This window comes from Candidatus Binatia bacterium (assembly GCA_036504975.1).
GTDB lineage: Bacteria > Desulfobacterota > Binatia > UBA9968 > UBA9968 > JAJPJQ01.
Window position 1 is genome coordinate 12,240 of sequence record DASXUF010000089.1, and the last position, 17,936, is coordinate 30,175.

Here is a 17,936-nt window from a genome sequence, read left to right on the forward strand (position 1 = left end):
CCTATTCTACGATCAACTTGCCTTTAAACATGCCCATCTGACACGCGAACTCATATTCGCCGGGATCCTTAGGCATAAATTCGACCGGAACCGTTTCACCTTCCGGGAGCCTGGCACTTTTGTTGAACGCTGGGAAAAGTACCATCTCGCTGCACGACACGGATTCCTGGCGGACAAAATTGAGCCGGACCGGTTTTCCATGCTCCACAACGATGACATCTGGAGTGTAGCCGCCTTTCACAAGAACCATTTGCTCTTGATAGCCGGCGCTCGTGAGAGCCGCTTTCACGCCTTTTGTCTTCACGAGCCAGAAAAACCAGACGATAAAACCGATCAGCCCGAGCCCGGCGATGTCAACAATAACCCTGTCCCAAGTCATGACGCCCTCCATCGTTTGAGCCTGTTCGCGTTGCCGATCACAGTGACGGAGCTGAACGACATGGCAATCGCCGCGAGGAGCGGAGAAAGAAGCAGGCCGAAGAACGGATACAAGACGCCAAGCGCGATCGGCAAGCCGAGCACGTTGTAGACGAAGGCGCCGAAGAGGTTCTGGTAGACGTTGCGCATCGTTGCTCGGCTGATCTGAATCGCCATAACGACCCCGCGAAGACTGCCTTTGATTAGAGTTATGTCGGAAGCGGCGATCGCTACGTCGGTTCCCGTCCCAATTGCCAATCCAACATCGGCCTGCGCCAGCGCGGGCGCGTCATTGATGCCATCTCCGACCATCGCGACTTTCTTTCCTTCAAGTTGCAGCTTCTGCACGTTGAAAGCCTTGTCTTGAGGGAGGACCTCCGCCAAAACCCTTTCAATTCCCACCTGCCTGCCGATGGCTTTTCCCGTTCTTTCGTTGTCCCCCGTCATCATGACCACTTCCAGCCCCATCGCCTTCAGGCTTTGGATCGCTTGCTTCGAATCCTGTTTGACAGTGTCGGCGACGGCTACGACTCCGGCGGCTCTTCCATCGACGGCTACGTACATCGGCGTCTTTCCATCATCGGCCAGGTTCACGGCGGTTGCTTCGAGTCCGTCAAGCTGAACCTTGCGGTCTCGCATGAGCTTGACATTGCCGACGAGCAAGCTGCGGCCTTCGATGCGAGACTCGATTCCATGTCCGGGGATGGCGTTGAAGCTCTCGGCGTCTGAAAGAGTGAGACCGCGACCGGCCGCGCCTTCGACGATAGCGGACGCGAGCGGATGCTCGGAGGATTTCTCAACCCCTGCGGCGAGGCGCAGCACCAGAGTCTCATCAAATCCGGGCATCACGACAACATCGGTAACGACCGGCTTCCCGTGTGTGATCGTGCCCGTTTTGTCCAGGATGACGGTCTCAAGGCCCTGCGCAGTCTGGAGAGCCTCGCCGCCGCGGATGAGAATGCCGTTCAGCGCCCCAAGTCCAACGCCGGTTGTCAGCGACATCGGAGTCGCCATGCCGAGGGCGCACGGGCAGGCAATAATGAGCGTCGTAACAGCTACGATGAGAGCGAATGCAAGGCGGGGCTCGGGACCGAACGTGTACCAGGCCATGAAGCCGAGAATCGCCAGAATCGCAACCGACGGAGTGAAATACCCGGACACGACGTCGACAATTCTTTGGACCGGAACTTTCGATCCTTGCGCGTCCTGAACCATGCGGATGATATTGGCGAGCGCCGTGTCTTTGCCGACCTTTGTCGCGCGAAATTTGAACGCGCCGGTCTTGTTGATCGTGGCGCCGATCACTTCGTCAGGGATCTTCTTTTCGACAGGCAGCGATTCGCCCGTTACCATCGATTCATCCACAGCGGAAGCGCCTTCGACGATTTCGCCGTCCACGGGGATCTTTTCTCCCGGCCGGACAACGACGACATCCCCGACCAGGACCTCTTCCACCGGTATATCTACCTCTTTTCCGTCTCTCACCACCCGGGCGGTCTTGGCCTGAAGGCCGATAAGTTTTTTAATTGCTTCGGAGGTTCTTCCTTTAGCTTTCAGCTCCATCCCGAGGCCCAGATCGACAAGAGCGATAACAACCACGGTAACGTCATAGTAAACGTCCGTGAGAACGCCGGACGGAAAAATCTGCGGCAAGAGCAGCGCAACAGTGGAGTAAATCCACGCCACACCCGTGCCGAGCGCAATCAGCGTGTGCATGTTGGCAGAGCGATGTTTGAGCGCTTGCCAGGCGCCGGTGAAAAAATGCCAACCGCTATAACTGATCACGGCAAGCGCAGCGACTCCCATTCCCGCCCACACATACCAGAGACTATGGCTCTCGCGCGGAAACCAGTCGCGAAGGACGGGAAACAACCACGGGTAGCTCATAATCATCGTGAAGGTTCCGACCACGGCGCCGAACCACCATTTTCGCATGAGGCTGCGGTACTCGCGCTCACGCTCTTCGGCTTCCTCATCTTTTCCTTCCTGACCGGACGGTGCCCGCGAATGCACCGTTTTGTATTCTGCCGAGCTACTAGGTGAAGAGTTGTACATTGTTAGCTTTCGCCATTCCTCTCGTCACTTGACGGTTGAACAAAATTTAGCTCTCTACGTAGTTTTCCGGCTCTTTCTCGAACCGCACCTTGCATGAATTACTGCAAAAATAGTAAGTCTTGCCCTTGTAAACGGCAGTGCCTGCCGCTTCCTTCTCATTTACATTCATTCCGCAGACAAGATCTTTTGCCATAACGTTACCTCCTTTTATTTCTCACCGTTGGGCTGTATTGGGAGCATCTCGTTTCCGAAGTAATCCTAAAACTCTCCCATCGCAAAAGCAGGAGGGCTTCCGAAAATGCTCCGTGCGGTAGTAATGGATAAGCCGGTCGATCAATTTGGCCGGATCATCTTCGTACAAGACGCAAGCCCCCGTGTCTTTATTGCTGGCCCTGATAATGGTCTCCACAATTTCCGTGATCCCACCGGTGCCGGTCAGCACGCCGATCAGGCGGCCTTCGTCGTAAGCGATCGCCAGCTCGCCGAGCGTCCCGCTTCGCCCTCCTGCTATGACGATTATGTCGCATGAGCGAATGTTGGTGATCTCCCGGCCCATAAGGCCGCTGCCTGTATAGATGAGCAGATCGAATCCGTCCACGGGCGATCGGTACTTACTCCGGTGCTCGTCAATAGAGAGTCCCGGCGAAATGCCGACGACGAGTCCGCCTTTCGCCCTGGCGCCTTTGACCGCCTCGTATGGGAGTCCCGGACAACCCCCGGTGATAAGTATGGCGTCGCGCTCCGCGATGGCCTCGCCAAGGAGATACACCTTGCGGCGGACCGCATCGCTCACTTCGCCGCCGCTAGAACCCATGACGCCGATTGTGAGCTTCATGTAAACCTCGCCATGCTCTTCGCATCGTCAGATCGCGACCTGAGAAAGGAAACGCCCTCATTGTTCCATTGAAGCCCTGCTACTCCAGCTATCGTTATGAGAAGCCCGATGCCGTTGAGAGGACTGAGCGATTCACGAAAAAAAATCTCCGCCGACAGAACTCCGAAGAGCGGCGTCAGGAACGTGAAGGCCGTCAATCTGATCAGTTCCTGCCGTTGAACCAGAAAAAACCATAGCAACGAGGAACCGGCCGAGCCGACCAGCCCGGAAAAAAGAAGGCCGGAGATGAAACTCGGCGTCCATGTAGTTTCCCGAACGTCTTCCGCCATCAGCGCTGCCAGCAAGAGCGGTAGAGAGCCGAGGAGATATTGCCAGGCGGTAACTGCTAGGAAATCGACTCGACGTCCGATGTGTTTGAGAATAAGAGTTCCCGCTGCAAGGCCGGTGGATGCCAGAAGCGCGAATAGCGAACCGTTCAGGGTTCCGAGAGAGACACTACCGGGAGCTACGGTCAGAATCACCCCTATAAACCCAAAGCTCAGCGCCGCGAGCTTTTTCCAGTTCAGCGTTTCAGCAAACAATAAAACGGCGAAAGGAGCGACGATAAGAGCTTGAACATTTGCAAGCACGGAAGGAATCGCGGAACCCGCCGGACCGACACTGATATACATCGCCCCCAGCCCCAGCGTGACGTTGCCGAGCGCGAGGAGGATGATCCAACCCCAAGTATCGGCCGGAACTTTCAGGCGACCCATTAACGCCGAGACCAATACAAGCGGCAGGCCGGCGACCAGACCTCGCGCGGCGGCGGAAAAAAGTGGCGGACTATTTCCTAGAGTGGCCTTGATAACCACGAAGCAAACGCCCCATACCATGACCACGACGACTGCGAGAATGTTTTGTAATGAGATTAAAGAGCCGGATCTCGAGGAAGTGTTATTCTTCATGACGCTGGGTTCACTCCCGATGTTCGCTGCGTTAGGTCCCGTTTAGCGACCAGTGCAAAGTGTCTCATCGCGTCTTTGGCCATGCGTTGAGTACACCATCTCGCATAGTATCGCCCGAGCATATACCCGAGCCAACGAGCCGGCGGCGCTTCCGGCAGCGCGTAGTCGATAAAAACGCGAAGCGCTGAGTCATTTCCCTGAGTTGTTATCTCAAACCCCATTCGATAATGGCCGATCACCAGAAGTTTCGGCGCGCCGATCGTTTCCCAGACTTTGCGATAGGGCGGATTCCGCTCGGTCACGACCTCGTCGAGCGACAATTCGATACCGAAGACTCTCCCGGCCAATCGAATGCGCGATCCGATCCGCTGTCCGCGGCCGTCGTCAAATTCGATCTGCATCCGTCCGCGGCCCATCATCCAAGAGGAGCGGGTCATGTGCGAGGACAGGCGCGCGTGATCGTCGAGGAAGGCGAAGAGTTTCTCCGCAAGCGCTCGAACACGCGCGCTGGTCGCATGGTGATGGGGCAGCGTCGGCATACGAATTCCGTCTCACTTGGAAATCATAGAATTATAGATCCCGGCGGCGACGGCGGCCATCAGAGCCGTCCAGATACCGATCGCGAGGACGCCGGCGAAGTAATTCGCCCACGTTACCGGCCGGGTCAGTCCAGAGAGATCGATATGCAACAGATAGCCAATAAACGCCGCGGTCGCTTCCGGCGCGACGGCGACAAAGAACGCGCAAATCGTGAACGCCGCCGCTACGGCGATTCCGACTGCAAATCCAAACGGCCAAACGTTGAGTTTCATAAGTCACCTCCCATGCACAATCGCTCTCAGGAGACTCGCTTTGTGCATCCTGTGATACATCAACCGGCAATCCATACCTTGGTTACGCTCTTGCCGCCGCGCTTTCCCGCGAGCGCGCCTTGTTGATCACCACCTGATCTCCTCGGACATTGACCTCGTATGGCTCCAACGGTCTTGGAGGCGGCCCGCCGATATTTTTGCCGTTTAAATCATAATGACCGTTATGACAGGCGCACCAGATATGTTGCAGGTCGGGCCGGTACTGCACGACGCAAGCAAGATGAGTGCAAATAGCGGTAAAAGCCCGCAGGTCTCCGTCCGGAGTCCGGACCACGATTCCCGGTTGGCTTCCGAACTTAAAGATCTGCCCTGAGTTTGGCTTTACCTCTTGCGCCTTCACGGGAAGAGTCACGGTCAGAGCCGTGGACTCCTCGACTCTCGGAGGGATCAGGTAGCGGGAAACGGGATAGAACACGGAAAGGAAAAATCCTCCCGCAGTCGTCCCGAGAAACCAGTCCAGAAATTTTCTGCGGCTTATCTTCATGATTCTTCTCCCTTGAGCGACCGCAGAGCCTCCTCCAAAGCATCCTGGCCGTCGCTTCGACCTTCTTTCAATTATCCGCCAAGGTCCTTCCTCTTCGCCTCAAATTCTTCTTTATTGATCTCGCCACGCGCATATCGTTGGCGCAGGATTTCGAGCGCCGAGTCAGAACGCGATTCCTTGCCCTGACCCAGGAGCCAGCGGATGCCGATTACAAGGCCTACGATCACCAAAACCCAGAATAGAAGCATCAATAACATCATGCCGAATCCCCAGGCGCCCCACCACATAGGATGCATACCCCATCCCCACTCGTAGGAACGCTCCTGGGCCAATGCCGCCATCGGGATCAACCAACCGGTCAGCACGCCTATCAACGGCTTCGCCAGTCGTTCCATAATATTCCCCCTTGCTCTCGATGTAATTTGCTTAACCCCACCTACACCATCCCATAAAGCTTTGAGATCGGTTTCGAACCAAGCGTCTCTGAACCAACCTCTACTGCGTCTTCTTCGTTCCCACCTTCATCCGCTCCGACATCTGCTTCATCATTCCCGACATGTCGCCCATCATCTTCGACATGTTCTCCATCTCTTCCGGCGTCATCTTGCCGCTTCCCATCATTTGTCCCATGTCGCCCATCATGCCGGACATCCCGCCCATCATTTTCCCCATGTTTTTCGTTTCCTCGCCCTTCATCATGCCTTTGCCTTTCATCATCCCGCCCATCCCCTTCCGCATCTCTCCCATCTTTCCCTGCATCTCCTTCATTTGTCCCATCATCATCCCTCCGCCTTTCATCTCCTCGCCTTTCATAGGCATCCCTTCTTTCATGGGCATGTCCTTTTTTTCCTGGGCCAGCACTGGCAGAGAGCCGACGGCTCCCGCTAAAATGATCGGTAAAATAAACTTCTTCATGATCCCCTCCTTTTGGGTTTTTGTTGGTAGCACAGTCATTCCTTTACCGCTTAAACCTATCCCCATCTCTTGTTGTAAAAATTGTAGATCGGCGTGAAGACCAGCCCCACATAAACGCCGTAAAGAAAACTTTCGATCAGTCCGATGAAGAAACTGCCGACGCTTAACCACTTGAACCCCGGAAGCGTAATCTCAAGGAACTGCACAAGATGCATACTTTCCGGCACGATCAGGCCGTAGAGCACACAGACAACAAAACTGAAGGTTGTAAATGTCGCCATCGTCCAGGTGACGACACGTATATTGAGCGGGTTCATTTTCGTCCTCCTTGAAGGAGCGCGATTTGCTGTTTCTGGCACACGGCGGATGTTTGGAGCCTCCACTCAATGTTGGTGTCCGCCGCCCTCTTCGGGCTTTTTCTTCTCATCCCCACCGCCGTGCCGACGCCCGCCGCCATGTCCCCCACAGCCCATTCCCGAAGAATGCATCCAGATAAAAAACACGAAGACGACGATCCAAAACCAGTTATTCTGCAAGAACTCTCCCATAACCGTTCTCCTTTCTTGCGTTGGTTTTTCTCAACCCATATCGAGAAAACGCAACTGCCCACCTAATCCCGGAGAGTTTACCCTTTCCCTCTTGCCATCATCTCCAGCCGGGCAATCCGCTCCTCCAGCGGTGGATGTGTGCTGAACAGATTCATCAGACCTCCGCCCGTCAAGGGACTCACAATAAACATGTGCGCGGTGGCAGGATTGGCCTCCATCGGAATCTTTTCTACTCCCCGTTTAAGTTTCTTGAGAGCACTGGCCAGACTTAAAGGATCATCAGAAATACTCGCCCCTGTTGCATCTGCCCCGTACTCGCGACTGCGAGAGATTGCTAATTGGACCAGCATAGCCGCCAGCGGCGCCAGGATAATCATAGCCAGGGCAACGATCGGATTGCCGCCCTCCCGGCGGTCACTACCTCTTCCTCCGAAAATCAACCCCCATTGCGCTATATAGGCGAGCATCGAAATTGCGCCGGCCATCGTCGCGGCGATGGTGCCGATAAGGATGTCGCGATTCTTGACATGGGAAAGTTCGTGAGCCAGGACTCCTCGCAGCTCGGACTCACTGAGAATATCCAAAATGCCTTCCGTGACGGCCACGGCAGCATGTTTCTCATCTCTGCCTGTGGCGAAGGCGTTCGGAGACTCCTGAGGAATCACGTAGACTTTCGGCATGGGCATATGAGCGCGCAACGTCAAGTCTTGAACGATGCGGTGGAGCTTCGGGGCCTCCTCCAGGCTAATTTCTTTCGCCCCATACATGCGCAGAACAATTTTATCACTGAACCAGTAACTCACCCCGTTCATGACCAGAGCAAAGAGAAAAGCCGTCACCATGCCGCTTTCTCCTCCTAATGCGCCGCCGGCCGTTACCAGAATCACAGTCAGAAGCGCCATTAAAAACGTCGTCTTAAGCGTGTTCATTCCCTCATCTCCTCTTTATTGAAGGTCCCAAAGAAAACTTCGCTCCTTGATTCCCGCGACATCTTTAATCACAAGCTCCAACCGCTTGGCCGGGGCCGAGACTTTGGGAAACACAACCGCAATTTCGCGGTGGTGACCGCTCCCCTTGTTCTCCACGCGGACCGGCTGGTAAGTTTTGCCCGTGTCGTCGCGCAGCAGGCTCAGCGTCTTTAGATCGTAAGCATCGAGGTTGACCGCGTGAGTGTCCAGGACCACTTCAAAGCGGGTTTCATCTGTATTCTGGGAATGAGGATACGTTACGTTTACGGTGACGCCTCCGCCGGAATTACTGCGCGTTATTCCGGCGGGCGCGGATTCCGACGCGCCGACAATTTCGGTGTACCCGAACAAAACGCTACTCAGGATAAATCCTGTCACCAAAACTTTGATGGCTTTCATAAAAGGGTTTCCTCCTTCATCTCTCCGTTACTCCCTGTTCTCCTGGGGTTCCGCCGACGTGGAAATTTCTTCTAGTCTTTTTCTTCCCCTAATGGTCACAAGATTCCTGACCTTAAGAATCGATTGCAGCTCAGGTCTTTCAACGACCTCCTTTTTCAAAAGGAGCTTTGCCAGTTCCTCCAGGGCCACGCGATAGGAGCCAAGAATCTCCGTCACCTTGATGTGCGCCTCCGACAAAATCTTCTTCACCTCCTCATCGACAATCCGCGCCGTATCGTCGCTGTACTCCTTTTGGCTCTGCATCGGTATGGGAAGGAACATCGGAGCCCTCGGACCTTCCAGAGAAACCAGACCCAACTTTTCGCTCATGCCGAACTGCGTGATCATGGTTCTGGCAATCTCGGTCGCCCGCTGGAGATCGTTCTGCGCGCCCGTGGAAACATCCCCGAAGATCATCTCCTCGGCGACTCTTCCGCCCAGAAGAATGTAGATCCGCGCCAGCAGCTCGGAGCGTTTCAGGATATAGCGGTCTTCGGTCGGTAACTGCTGCGTGTAGCCGAGGGCGGCTACCCCACGCGGAATAATCGAGATTTTCGATACCGGGTCCGAACCGGGAGTAAGCTCGGCAACCAAGGCATGGCCCGATTCATGGTAGGCGACCGTTTCCTTCTCTTTCGGGCTCATGACCCTGCTTTTCTTTTGCAACCCCGCTACGACCCGCTCAATCGCCTCATCGAAGTCGGCCATCTCCACCGCGTCTTTTCCCTGACGCGCGGCTAGAAGAGCGGCCTCGTTGACGATGTTGGCCAAATCGGCGCCGACAAATCCCGGCGTCTTGGCTGCTATGACGCTGAGATCGGCGCTCGAAGAGAGCTTGATCTTCTTTGCGTGGAGTTGAAGAATTTTCTCGCGCCCTTTAACGTCGGGACGATCGACCAGGACCTGACGATCGAATCTCCCCGGCCTCAGCAAGGCGGGATCTAAAATCTCGGGCCGGTTGGTTGCGGCCATGATGATGACTCCCTTATTGGGATCGAAGCCGTCCATCTCGGCCAGGAGCTGATTCAGAGTTTGTTCGCGTTCGTCGTTGCTGGAAAGGACATTCATGCCCCTGGCTTTGCCCAGAGCATCAAGCTCATCGATGAAGATAATGCTTGGAGAATGTTCCACAGCCTGAGAGAATAGATCTCTGACTCGCGCGGCTCCCACACCGACGAACATTTCAACAAAGTCGGACCCGGAGATACTGAAGAAGGCGACGTTGGCCTCACCCGCCACCGCCCGCGCAAGCAAAGTCTTTCCGGTGCCCGGAGGACCAAGGAGCAGCACGCCTTTCGGGATGTGACCGCCAAGCCGCTGGTATTTTTCCGGCGTCTTGAGAAACTCCACGACCTCGACAAGCTCTTCCTCCGCCTCATCGATGCCGGCCACGTCGGCGAAGGTCACGCCTGTTTTCTTTTCGATATAGACTTTCGCCTTGCTCTTGCCGATCTGCATCAATCCGCTCTGGGCGCCCATTTTTTTCATCAGAAAGCCCCACAACAGAAAAAACAGAGCCGTGGGAACTACCCAGGACAGGATCGTCGAGAGCCAGTTGTTAGATAGCTCCCCCTGAAACGGAATGCGGGCTTTTTCGAGCTCATCCGTCAAACCCGGATCTTCGACCCTGACGGTGTTAAACGGATGGGGCTTCTTTCCTTCCTTTACTTCCGGAGAGGCGTCTTTGAGTTTTTCTGCGGGAAAAACCTGCTTAACCCCCTCAGCCTTCACGGTCCCGCGAACGATTTTCTCTCCGATGGCTAGATTTTCGACCAGACCTTTCTGAACCAGATCTTTAAACTGACTGTATGTAATGGTCTGGGTGTGGGGCGTCGCGAAGTAATTTTGGACCATCATTATGATGAGAAAAGCTACCAAGAAGTATCCGACTGAAAACTGCTGTTGCTTCTTTTCCATGCCTTGACTCCCTTTCACGACTCTCTAGTGTGGCTGCACGGGATGTTGGCCGAAAGAGCCGCTGCCGGGCGCGCCCCCTGAAGATGGGTCCTTCGTCGCGCAGCGATACGCACGATCCACCGAATCCATGAGCTTCTGCATATTCTCCCCGGTGAAATTTGCGGGATTTTTCATTTGTTCTCCGTGCAAAGGCTTTGTCTCCTCCAACCAGCCCGCGGCGCAATCCAGCCTGCCTTCGAGGATTTTGATCCTGCGATACTCCACAACCGCCACAGTGCCGGCCACTGTGGTAATCACGATGAGAGAGATGACCTTCCAATTTTTTCGCAGCATAACCTTGCTTCCCCAACCGTTAGGCACACTGTCGGCGCACGTAGCCGCAAGCCGGACTGAAATAGCCGGCGATGAACGGTTAGTCGTTAGATGCGCAGGATGGAAAGAGCGAGGTAGATGGGTACAACGTCCGGGGATCTGTCGAAAATGCTTCTCCGCCAATGAACGCTTTTCTCGTCGCCTGCGGCAGATCGCATAACTGAAGAATCGGCGAAGTTAAGACGGATCTCTCCCGTTAAGTTGATGGAGCGAGACTGGGACGACGAGTCCATTGATTCTATAATGCAAGCCGGACCGGGACACTCAAGATTTGGCGATGAATGGTCTAATGCGAGGTCATGATAAGTCGTATGGCTCTCCACATCCGAAACGGCGCCCTGGTATGAATCATCTTCTTCATGAAGACACTGCAGCACCGCCCACGCCACGCTGTAATAGGCAAGCGTGAGCGAGAGAAGGGTTGCCGCAAATGTCTTGAAGAAACGAGCCGTCATATCCCGACAACTGAGCATGAATTATGCCACGGTTTTCGTAAGACTTTTCATAAGCCAGTCGCCCATTTTTTTGTCAGGATTGCGAATCGAGACGATGATCTTCGCAAGTTTAGGAAATACGTCTTTCTTCGTGACCGGAGTAGTAACTCGCAGGTCTTCTTCAAGTTAATCTGATTCGCCCCGGTTCTTGATACCAAAACAAGCTGATTCCGAGAATGACCGACGCCAGACTGATCCACTGGTACTCCGTCATGCCAAGACCCACTACGGGATTTGCACGCCAGAATTCGACGATAAACCGCATTGACCCCGCAAGAACTAGATAAAGGTAAAAGATTGTTCCCGGAGGGTGAGGTCTTTTTCTAAGAACCCAGAGGATCGAAAAAACGAACAGTGACTGAATCATCTCATAGAGTTGTGTCGGGTGTACGCGCACTCCCAGCGGATACGGCAGGCCGGTCAGCGGATCCGCCCATCCTGCCACTGCTTTGGGGAAGGCCATCCCCCAGGGCGCTCCGGTAACCTTGCCCCACGTCGCATCGCCGGCGAGAAAGCAACCGATACGTCCGATACCGTAACTCAGAGCAAGAGCCGGAGCCGCCATGTCTCCGGCGCGAGCTAGAGGCATTTTGTGTTTGCTGAAAAGCCAGGCCGCCGCCAGCCCCCCTCCAAGCAGACCCCCGTACCAGCTAAAACCAGCCCCGCTAAGCAGGAAATCAAACGGCGCGCGCGTGAAGCTCTCCCATTCTTCCAAGGTGAAGAGCAACCGGGCGCCAAGTAATCCCCCGATCGCACCGGCAATGACGACGCTGCCGGCAAGATCAGGATCATGGCCGTAGCGTTTCAGTTCGAGACGGAGAATCCACGCGCCTGCGAAAGCCGCGAGAGCCCAGAGAAGACCCAGGCTATAAATGGTCAGCGGGCCGATCTTGAAAAGAACAGGATACATAAAGATGATACGCTAGTGCCGCATCTGCTCACCCGATGTTTGTCCTTTGAGGGATGCTATGTAAGAGGCGAGGTCCGCCACCTGCTTAGCGGTGAACGTATCACTGTAATCCGGCATCTTGGACTTGCCGTCTTCTCCGAGATAGCTCAGCTCCTTGGCTTTCGGATCGATCGCTGCGTTCGGATTGATAATGGACTCGGCAAAGAACTCCGGCGGGTGCATTCCTGCCATCTGCGACAGCTCCGGGCCGACTCCTTTTTCTCCGTCTGCCACGCCTGGGAATTTTTCACCTTTGACTTCATGGCATTTGTAGCACTCCGCCTCGATAAAGAGCTTCCGCCCTTCGACCGGATCACCTTGCGGCAAAGTAAATTTCCAGTCGGATGTCATACCATGCATGTCCATCTTCTGGTTGGCCACCTCATCGTTTTTCTGACGCCTGGAACATGCGCCAGACAAAAGTCCTCCGATGATGACGGCAATTAAAAAGGTTGCGAAAAGAAACCGCCTCATCTCAACGACCTCCAATGCGCCTCAGTGGTGTGAAAATCGTATATGATGCCATTGATCCTTCACTTTCAGGCTCACGACCGCGGTGTCCCAATCACTTGCGCCTTTGATGGGCTCTCCTTTATATACCACTGCCTCTTTGGGGTCTTTCACCGCTTTCAATCCCCGGCTGTGCTGTTCTCCGTCATGTCCCTTTACGGTCAGCTTGGTTTCCAAATCAGTCCGCTCCAGGGGTTTCATGGCTTTATCGTAGAGGTAAAGCTTGGGCTGACCGGTCTTATCGATCAGGAACTCAACGTGCATCCCTTCCGCCTCTCGTACGATTCCACCGTGAGGTGTCTTATGGCCGTGCTCATCGGCGGTCTCGTCAGCATGCACTACGCCAAATAACACAATCAGAAATGACAGAAACGAAAAAACTACCATCTTGAAATACATGAACGTTAAACCTCCTTTTCCCCTCCTACTCTACTTTCTACGATTCCTTGGAACTCAGTCTAGTTTTCAAAGAGACGACGCTTTGAAGATCAAAAACCGACAGCATGCCATCACCTGCCCGACCCGTGGAGCCGCTTTTGACGATTTCATTCACCACGCTTTCCACTTGTTCGTTCTCGGCGATCACTTCGAGCTTATGGTGGCCGCCGTGAATCAACGGTTCGTATAGATGCCAATGCTCACCGTAGCCGCGCACGGGATACACGGTGCATCCACCGACGCCAGCCTTGTTCAGTTGGCGTGCGATCTGTTCGATCTTGTCCGACCGGACTACAGCCCATATCATCTTCATCGCTTTCTCCCCCTATTCTTGCGTGACACCCAAAATCTCTCCCCGCTCGATAGCAAGCTGCCGCGCAAAAACTTCTTCACTCTCCCAGCCGTATTTCAAGTAAAGAACAGGAACCACGATCATGTTCAAGAACGTAGAAGTGAAAAGTCCGCCTAAAATCACCTGAGCCATGGGCCGCTCCAACTCTTTACCGGCGATGTCACCGAAGAGAAGAGGCACAAGCCCCAGGGCTGCGGCGGCGGCAGTCATGAGAACCGGAGCAAGCCGTTCTTTGGATCCCTCCACGACCACTTCTTCTTTTGATTTTCCCTCGGCCCGAAGCTGCCGGTAGCGACTTACAAGGATAATGCCGTTTCTCGCAGCAATACCGAACACGCCTATAAAACCAATCATGGAAGGGACGCTCATGATCCTGTCTGTGAGAAAGATAGCTGCAACTCCACCGATGAGGGCAAGAGGGAGGTTAGCCATCACCAAGAACGAGGCCCGCGCGGAGTTGAAGGCTTTGAATAGCAGCACAAAAATAGCCACCAACGCTACCAGGCCGTAGGTTAGCAGAACCCGGGTAGCTTGCTGCTGGCTTTCAAATTGCCCGCCGTATTCCACGAAATACCCTGCGGGGAGATTGACCTGCTTCGCAATCTTCTCTTGAGCCTCGGCAATCACAGTCCCCAGATCACGACCAACTACATTGGCTTGAACCGCAATCCGCCTTTGGACCCGCTCGCGGTTGATCAAGTAGGGGCGGTTTTCAAGCGCTACTTCGGCCACCTGGCTGAGAGGAATTTTGAAGTCCTTATGGCCATCGATGAGCACTCCCCGCATGGCTTGCGTGTCTCGCCGGGAGGCCTCATCAAACCAGACAAACAGGTCGAAGCTCTTCTGTCCTTCAATGACTTTCGAAACGTGCTCTCCATTAAAAGCAATCTGAGCGACTTCCAATACATCTCCGGCATTCAGTCCGTGCCGCGCCGCATGTTCTCGATTTACGTTAATCCGGATTTCGGGAACTCGAATCTGCTGTTCAAGCTGGAGATCTTTAACTCCCTTGATCCCTGCCATGATTTGCTCCACTTGCTGCCCTTTTTCCAAGAGCCGGTCGAGATCGGTCCCGTAAATCTTGATGGCGATTTGCGCGCGAATGCCCGAGAGCACTTCATCCAAACGGTGAGCAATAAACTGCCCCAGGTTGGTTGCAACGCCTGGGATCTTCTCCAGATCTTCTCGGATGGCATGGATGAGTTCTTCCGGGTCCCTTTTCCCGTAGTTAAGTTGGATATCAAACTCTATGAAATTGGGCGGCATGGCGTCCTCGTCCAATTCCGCCCGGCCCACCCGTTGGGCAACAGACACAACCTCGGGATATTTCCGAAGCATTTCGGTGATTCGGTATCCCAGGCGCATCGACTCTGGGAGTGAAGTGCCGGGGAGACTGGTAACCGCCAAGATGAAATTCCCCTCGTGAAATTCCGGCAGGAAGGAGCGGCCGAGAAACGGAAACATAACGACGCTAATCGTCAGAAGAATAACCGAGACTACGATCACCAATCCTGAACGATCCAAGGCACGTCGAAGGAGACGCTCATAGGAGGCTTTAAGGTGGCGAATGGTAAAACTCTCCTGCTCATGCTCAAGTCCTTGTCTCCCTACGACTCTCGCCTTGATCAGCAAGAGAGAACAAAGCACCGGCGTCAGAGTCACAGCCACAACGAGGGAGGCAAAGAGAGAGGCGGTAAAGGCAAGGCCTAACGGAGTGAAGATTCGTCCCTCGACCCCGGTGAGAAGAAATATGGGACCAAACACAACAAGAATAATCCAGGTAGCATAGACAACGGAATCCCGGATCTCTCGGGAGGCGTGAAACACCACTTCAATGGCCGGGAGAGGATTTTCCTGTTGCCGGTTTTCCCGCAAGCGCCGGAAAATGTTCTCCACATAGATGATGGCATCATCGACGACCGCGCCTATGGCGATCGCCAGTCCACCCAAGGTCATGGAATTGATCCCTACGCCAAATGCCTTGAGGATGAGAATGCCCAGAAGCAGACTTAAGGGCATGGCAGTTAAGGTGATCAGTGAGGCTCGAACATTGAAGAGAAAAAAGACGACTACGATAGTGACAACTACGGCTCCCTCCAGCAGCGCGCGTCGAAGGTTCTGAATAGAAGACTCAATGAAGTTAGCCTGGCGGAATACCTGGGGATGCATCTCAACACCCTGAGGCAGGGTTTTCCGAATCTCTTCCAGCGCCTGTTCTACCTGATGCGTGACCGTAAGCGTGTCGGCACCAAAGAGCTTAGAGACCGTGGCAATAATCGCCGGCTTGCCCATGTAGGCGCTGTCCCCTCTTGGAAACTCCGGGCCAAAGCGAACCTCCGCTACTAGCTTCAATGGAATGGGAACACCTTCCCGTTCGGCAACAATCGTGTTTTTAAGGTCATCAAGCGAGGTTACTCTTCCGACGCCGGTGACCACATACTCCTGGCCGTGGACAACGTTGAAGCCGCCGGGCACATTTTTATTGGTCTCACGGAGCGCCTCTACGACATCCTTCACAGTAGTGTCGTATTGTAGGAGTTTTGGCGAGGAAAGGAGGACTTGATACTGCTTAGGTCCCGGCCCCATACAAACCACAGAGGCCACTCCGGGGATGGCCAAGAGGCGGTTCTGGATATCCCAGTCGCAAAGCGTCCTGAGATCTAAAAGGGAAACCTTGTCACTTTGAAGGGAGAATTTGACCAGCCAGCTCACGGCGGAGGTGATGGGAAGCATGACCGGCGCTTCGGTCCCGGGAGGGAACTGCTCGCGCGCCTCCTGGAGTCGTTCGTTGACAAGCTGCCGTGCCGTATAGATATCGGTTCCCCACTTGAAGACCACGATGACGGTAGACAGCCCCGCCGAGGATTTGGAACGGACCACATCCACTCCCGGCGTCCCATTCACTACGGCCTCGATGCGAAAGGTGATCAGCGTCTCCACATTCTCCGGTGAAAGGCTAGGCGCCTCAGTCTGAATCACCACTTGTGGCGGGGCGAATTCCGGCAGGACATCCAGGGTTATCTGCCAAACCGCGAAGATTCCCACCACGAGAACAATCACAAACGCCACCACCGTGAGTAAACGGTTACGGAGGGACCACTTCGTTATCCAATCGAACATTTTTTGCTCCTTCTAGTGCGCGTGGCCGCCCAACGCCGCCCCGCCTTGCCGCGCCATCAGCGATTTGGTGTAAATTTGCTGCTTTCCGTCTGTCACTACTTGGTCGCCGGGGAGCAGGCCTTTTTTTACCTCCGCATAGCGGTCATCTCGTGTCCCTAGAACGAGCTCCACACGCTGGAAAGAGCCCTTGTCCTCGACAAAAACAAAATTCTGTCCTTCTGTCGTGATGAGCGCCTCCAACGGAATGGCAAGCACTTCCTGCCCTCCTCCTACGACAACATCCATCTCGGCAAATAGATTGGGCTTTAGTTTTCCTTCGCGATTTGGAACCTCGGCCCACAGACGAAGCACGCGCTTTTGCGGATCGATGGTGGGACTGAAGCGGGCTATTTTCCCCGCAAAGAGGTCTTTCGGATACGAACCAAGGCGAATGCGAACCGTCTGTCCGATTTTTAGCCGTGGCAATGCCTCATCAAAGGCACTGCCCTCGATAAAGACAGTCGAGGGATCAACAATTTTAAAGATCACCTTATTGGGTTCGACTGTCTCCCCTAGAACGACATTCCGTTCCTCCACAATGCCGCCGATAGGAGACAGGACAGCAAACGTAGAGATACTTTTCTCTCCGCGAGCCTTTTTTACGGCACTTTCTGGAAGGCCTAAGAGAACGAGTTGCTGGGTCAGCCCTTCGATCTCGTTGAGAACAGCTTGATACTGGTTTTGAGCGGCGATGAGTTCCTTTTGGGCGGCGATCTTGCTTTCGACCAGGCGCTCGATACGACTAAGTTCCGCCTTCGCCAGGGTGAGTTTATTCTCAGCCTGGATAAGCTCCACCTGGAGTTTCTGAATCTCGGCGCTCTGGACCTCCGCTAAACGTTGACCTTTCGAGACCCCGTCACCCACCTTGGCTGAGAGGCTCGCTATTTTGCCTGAGACCCTGCTGCTTACCTGCGCCTCTCTATCGGGATGTGCCTTGACGACCCCTGCCACCCGAATAACGCTCTCTACCCGGCGAAGATCGGCGGCAACTGTCTTCAAGCCGATATTGCGCATCTCCTCAGGACCGAGCTTCAAACCCTGTGCCTCTTGCTTCCCCTCCGCGTGCTCGTCGGCTTTGCCCTCTTCGTGGGTATGCGAAGCGGATTCATCCTGTTTCGGTTTGGCGCCGGTGTTTGAAACTTCCTGATGGTTAGACTCCTTGTCATCCTTGTGTCCGCGGCTCGTGATCCTTCCAAGCCAGAAAGAGAGCAACAAAAGGATGGTTGAGACAACCACGAGAATAACTCTCTTGTTTCGCATGCTCGC

Annotated in this window: 22 protein-coding genes; 1 reads left to right on the top strand and 21 read right to left on the bottom strand. The window is 54.5% G+C overall.

Annotated features, from left to right (window positions below):
- Window position 1: 1 nt before the first annotated feature.
- The 11 genes from VGL70_11735 to VGL70_11785 all read right to left on the bottom strand — a co-directional run bounded on the left by VGL70_11735 (window position 2) and on the right by VGL70_11785 (window position 6,842).
- Complete coding sequence (locus tag VGL70_11735) at window positions 2-391, bottom strand: cupredoxin domain-containing protein (GenBank protein HEY3304194.1); 390 nt, start codon at window positions 389-391, stop codon at window positions 2-4.
- A complete protein-coding gene (locus VGL70_11740) occupies window positions 376-2,430 on the bottom strand; it encodes a copper-translocating P-type ATPase (protein ID HEY3304195.1) in 2,055 nt (684 codons plus the stop codon). The genes VGL70_11735 and VGL70_11740 overlap by 16 nt, the downstream gene beginning before the upstream one ends.
- Window positions 2,431-2,518: 88 nt before the next feature.
- On the bottom strand, window positions 2,519-2,665 hold the full coding sequence (locus tag VGL70_11745) for a YHS domain-containing protein (protein HEY3304196.1): 147 nt from the start codon (window positions 2,663-2,665) through the stop codon (window positions 2,519-2,521).
- A gap of 21 nt (window positions 2,666-2,686) precedes the next feature.
- A complete protein-coding gene (locus tag VGL70_11750; protein HEY3304197.1) occupies window positions 2,687-3,307 on the bottom strand; it encodes a hypothetical protein in 621 nt (206 codons plus the stop codon).
- On the bottom strand, window positions 3,304-4,254 hold the full coding sequence (locus VGL70_11755) for a DMT family transporter (protein HEY3304198.1): 951 nt from the start codon (window positions 4,252-4,254) through the stop codon (window positions 3,304-3,306). The genes VGL70_11750 and VGL70_11755 overlap by 4 nt, the downstream gene beginning before the upstream one ends.
- Window positions 4,251-4,793 (bottom strand): SRPBCC family protein, encoded by a 543-nt coding sequence (locus VGL70_11760; GenBank protein HEY3304199.1) that lies wholly within the window; start codon window positions 4,791-4,793, stop codon window positions 4,251-4,253. The genes VGL70_11755 and VGL70_11760 overlap by 4 nt, the downstream gene beginning before the upstream one ends.
- A gap of 12 nt (window positions 4,794-4,805) precedes the next feature.
- Window positions 4,806-5,066 (bottom strand): DUF5676 family membrane protein, encoded by a 261-nt coding sequence (locus VGL70_11765; protein ID HEY3304200.1) that lies wholly within the window; start codon window positions 5,064-5,066, stop codon window positions 4,806-4,808.
- A gap of 82 nt (window positions 5,067-5,148) precedes the next feature.
- Window positions 5,149-5,610: a Rieske 2Fe-2S domain-containing protein gene (locus VGL70_11770; GenBank protein HEY3304201.1), complete on the bottom strand. Its 462-nt coding sequence runs from the start codon at window positions 5,608-5,610 to the stop codon at window positions 5,149-5,151.
- 71 nt (window positions 5,611-5,681) lie between these two features.
- Window positions 5,682-6,005 (bottom strand): SHOCT domain-containing protein, encoded by a 324-nt coding sequence (locus VGL70_11775; GenBank protein ID HEY3304202.1) that lies wholly within the window; start codon window positions 6,003-6,005, stop codon window positions 5,682-5,684.
- 100 nt (window positions 6,006-6,105) lie between these two features.
- Window positions 6,106-6,525 carry a hypothetical protein gene (locus VGL70_11780; protein ID HEY3304203.1) on the bottom strand — a complete coding sequence of 140 codons (420 nt, stop codon included), beginning with the start codon at window positions 6,523-6,525 and terminating at the stop codon, window positions 6,106-6,108.
- Window positions 6,526-6,581: 56 nt separating this feature from the next.
- Window positions 6,582-6,842 (bottom strand): DUF5676 family membrane protein, encoded by a 261-nt coding sequence (locus VGL70_11785; protein HEY3304204.1) that lies wholly within the window; start codon window positions 6,840-6,842, stop codon window positions 6,582-6,584.
- A 69-nt stretch (window positions 6,843-6,911) separates the two neighbouring features.
- Here VGL70_11785 and VGL70_11790 point away from each other — a divergent pair, with 69 nt between their 5' ends.
- Window positions 6,912-7,139: a hypothetical protein gene (locus VGL70_11790; protein HEY3304205.1), complete on the top strand. Its 228-nt coding sequence runs from the start codon at window positions 6,912-6,914 to the stop codon at window positions 7,137-7,139.
- Between the two features lie 11 nt (window positions 7,140-7,150).
- Here the strand turns inward: VGL70_11790 and htpX are convergent, their stop codons facing one another.
- The 10 genes from htpX to VGL70_11840 all read right to left on the bottom strand — a co-directional run bounded on the left by htpX (window position 7,151) and on the right by VGL70_11840 (window position 17,930).
- Window positions 7,151-8,002, bottom strand: coding sequence for a zinc metalloprotease HtpX (htpX, locus tag VGL70_11795; protein ID HEY3304206.1), 852 nt, complete (start codon window positions 8,000-8,002; stop codon window positions 7,151-7,153).
- A gap of 15 nt (window positions 8,003-8,017) precedes the next feature.
- Window positions 8,018-8,440 carry a hypothetical protein gene (locus VGL70_11800; protein ID HEY3304207.1) on the bottom strand — a complete coding sequence of 141 codons (423 nt, stop codon included), beginning with the start codon at window positions 8,438-8,440 and terminating at the stop codon, window positions 8,018-8,020.
- A 27-nt stretch (window positions 8,441-8,467) separates the two neighbouring features.
- On the bottom strand, window positions 8,468-10,396 hold the full coding sequence (gene ftsH, locus VGL70_11805) for an ATP-dependent zinc metalloprotease FtsH (protein ID HEY3304208.1): 1,929 nt from the start codon (window positions 10,394-10,396) through the stop codon (window positions 8,468-8,470).
- A gap of 24 nt (window positions 10,397-10,420) precedes the next feature.
- Window positions 10,421-10,729, bottom strand: coding sequence for a hypothetical protein (locus VGL70_11810; protein ID HEY3304209.1), 309 nt, complete (start codon window positions 10,727-10,729; stop codon window positions 10,421-10,423).
- A gap of 654 nt (window positions 10,730-11,383) precedes the next feature.
- Window positions 11,384-12,172 carry a prolipoprotein diacylglyceryl transferase gene (locus VGL70_11815; GenBank protein ID HEY3304210.1) on the bottom strand — a complete coding sequence of 263 codons (789 nt, stop codon included), beginning with the start codon at window positions 12,170-12,172 and terminating at the stop codon, window positions 11,384-11,386.
- Between the two features lie 12 nt (window positions 12,173-12,184).
- The gene (locus VGL70_11820; protein ID HEY3304211.1) at window positions 12,185-12,685 is read right to left on the bottom strand and encodes a c-type cytochrome; all 501 of its coding nucleotides are present in this window, start codon (window positions 12,683-12,685) and stop codon (window positions 12,185-12,187) included.
- 21 nt (window positions 12,686-12,706) lie between these two features.
- Window positions 12,707-13,120, bottom strand: a complete 414-nt coding sequence (locus tag VGL70_11825) for a hypothetical protein (GenBank protein HEY3304212.1) — start codon at window positions 13,118-13,120, stop codon at window positions 12,707-12,709.
- Window positions 13,121-13,157: 37 nt separating this feature from the next.
- A complete protein-coding gene (locus VGL70_11830) occupies window positions 13,158-13,472 on the bottom strand; it encodes a P-II family nitrogen regulator (GenBank protein HEY3304213.1) in 315 nt (104 codons plus the stop codon).
- A gap of 12 nt (window positions 13,473-13,484) precedes the next feature.
- Window positions 13,485-16,631, bottom strand: a complete 3,147-nt coding sequence (locus VGL70_11835) for an efflux RND transporter permease subunit (protein ID HEY3304214.1) — start codon at window positions 16,629-16,631, stop codon at window positions 13,485-13,487.
- A gap of 12 nt (window positions 16,632-16,643) precedes the next feature.
- Window positions 16,644-17,930, bottom strand: coding sequence for an efflux RND transporter periplasmic adaptor subunit (locus tag VGL70_11840; protein HEY3304215.1), 1,287 nt, complete (start codon window positions 17,928-17,930; stop codon window positions 16,644-16,646).
- Between the last annotated feature and the right edge of the window lie 6 nt (window positions 17,931-17,936).

Coding starts and splice junctions, on each gene's coding strand:
- VGL70_11835 (HEY3304214.1), bottom strand. CDS start 16,631: ATGTTCGATTGGATAACGAAGTGGTCCCTCCGTAACCGTTTACTCACG.
- VGL70_11760 (HEY3304199.1), bottom strand. CDS start 4,793: ATGCCGACGCTGCCCCATCACCATGCGACCAGCGCGCGTGTTCGAGCG.
- VGL70_11735 (HEY3304194.1), bottom strand. CDS start 391: ATGGAGGGCGTCATGACTTGGGACAGGGTTATTGTTGACATCGCCGGG.
- VGL70_11790 (HEY3304205.1), top strand. CDS start 6,912: ATGTTGGTGTCCGCCGCCCTCTTCGGGCTTTTTCTTCTCATCCCCACC.
- VGL70_11750 (HEY3304197.1), bottom strand. CDS start 3,307: ATGAAGCTCACAATCGGCGTCATGGGTTCTAGCGGCGGCGAAGTGAGC.
- VGL70_11810 (HEY3304209.1), bottom strand. CDS start 10,729: ATGCTGCGAAAAAATTGGAAGGTCATCTCTCTCATCGTGATTACCACA.
- VGL70_11755 (HEY3304198.1), bottom strand. CDS start 4,254: ATGAAGAATAACACTTCCTCGAGATCCGGCTCTTTAATCTCATTACAA.
- VGL70_11825 (HEY3304212.1), bottom strand. CDS start 13,120: ATGTATTTCAAGATGGTAGTTTTTTCGTTTCTGTCATTTCTGATTGTG.
- VGL70_11765 (HEY3304200.1), bottom strand. CDS start 5,066: ATGAAACTCAACGTTTGGCCGTTTGGATTTGCAGTCGGAATCGCCGTA.
- VGL70_11770 (HEY3304201.1), bottom strand. CDS start 5,610: ATGAAGATAAGCCGCAGAAAATTTCTGGACTGGTTTCTCGGGACGACT.
- VGL70_11840 (HEY3304215.1), bottom strand. CDS start 17,930: ATGCGAAACAAGAGAGTTATTCTCGTGGTTGTCTCAACCATCCTTTTG.
- ftsH (HEY3304208.1), bottom strand. CDS start 10,396: ATGGAAAAGAAGCAACAGCAGTTTTCAGTCGGATACTTCTTGGTAGCT.
- VGL70_11775 (HEY3304202.1), bottom strand. CDS start 6,005: ATGGAACGACTGGCGAAGCCGTTGATAGGCGTGCTGACCGGTTGGTTG.
- htpX (HEY3304206.1), bottom strand. CDS start 8,002: ATGAACACGCTTAAGACGACGTTTTTAATGGCGCTTCTGACTGTGATT.
- VGL70_11830 (HEY3304213.1), bottom strand. CDS start 13,472: ATGAAGATGATATGGGCTGTAGTCCGGTCGGACAAGATCGAACAGATC.
- VGL70_11815 (HEY3304210.1), bottom strand. CDS start 12,172: ATGTATCCTGTTCTTTTCAAGATCGGCCCGCTGACCATTTATAGCCTG.
- VGL70_11800 (HEY3304207.1), bottom strand. CDS start 8,440: ATGAAAGCCATCAAAGTTTTGGTGACAGGATTTATCCTGAGTAGCGTT.
- VGL70_11785 (HEY3304204.1), bottom strand. CDS start 6,842: ATGAACCCGCTCAATATACGTGTCGTCACCTGGACGATGGCGACATTT.
- VGL70_11820 (HEY3304211.1), bottom strand. CDS start 12,685: ATGAGGCGGTTTCTTTTCGCAACCTTTTTAATTGCCGTCATCATCGGA.
- VGL70_11780 (HEY3304203.1), bottom strand. CDS start 6,525: ATGAAGAAGTTTATTTTACCGATCATTTTAGCGGGAGCCGTCGGCTCT.
- VGL70_11745 (HEY3304196.1), bottom strand. CDS start 2,665: ATGGCAAAAGATCTTGTCTGCGGAATGAATGTAAATGAGAAGGAAGCG.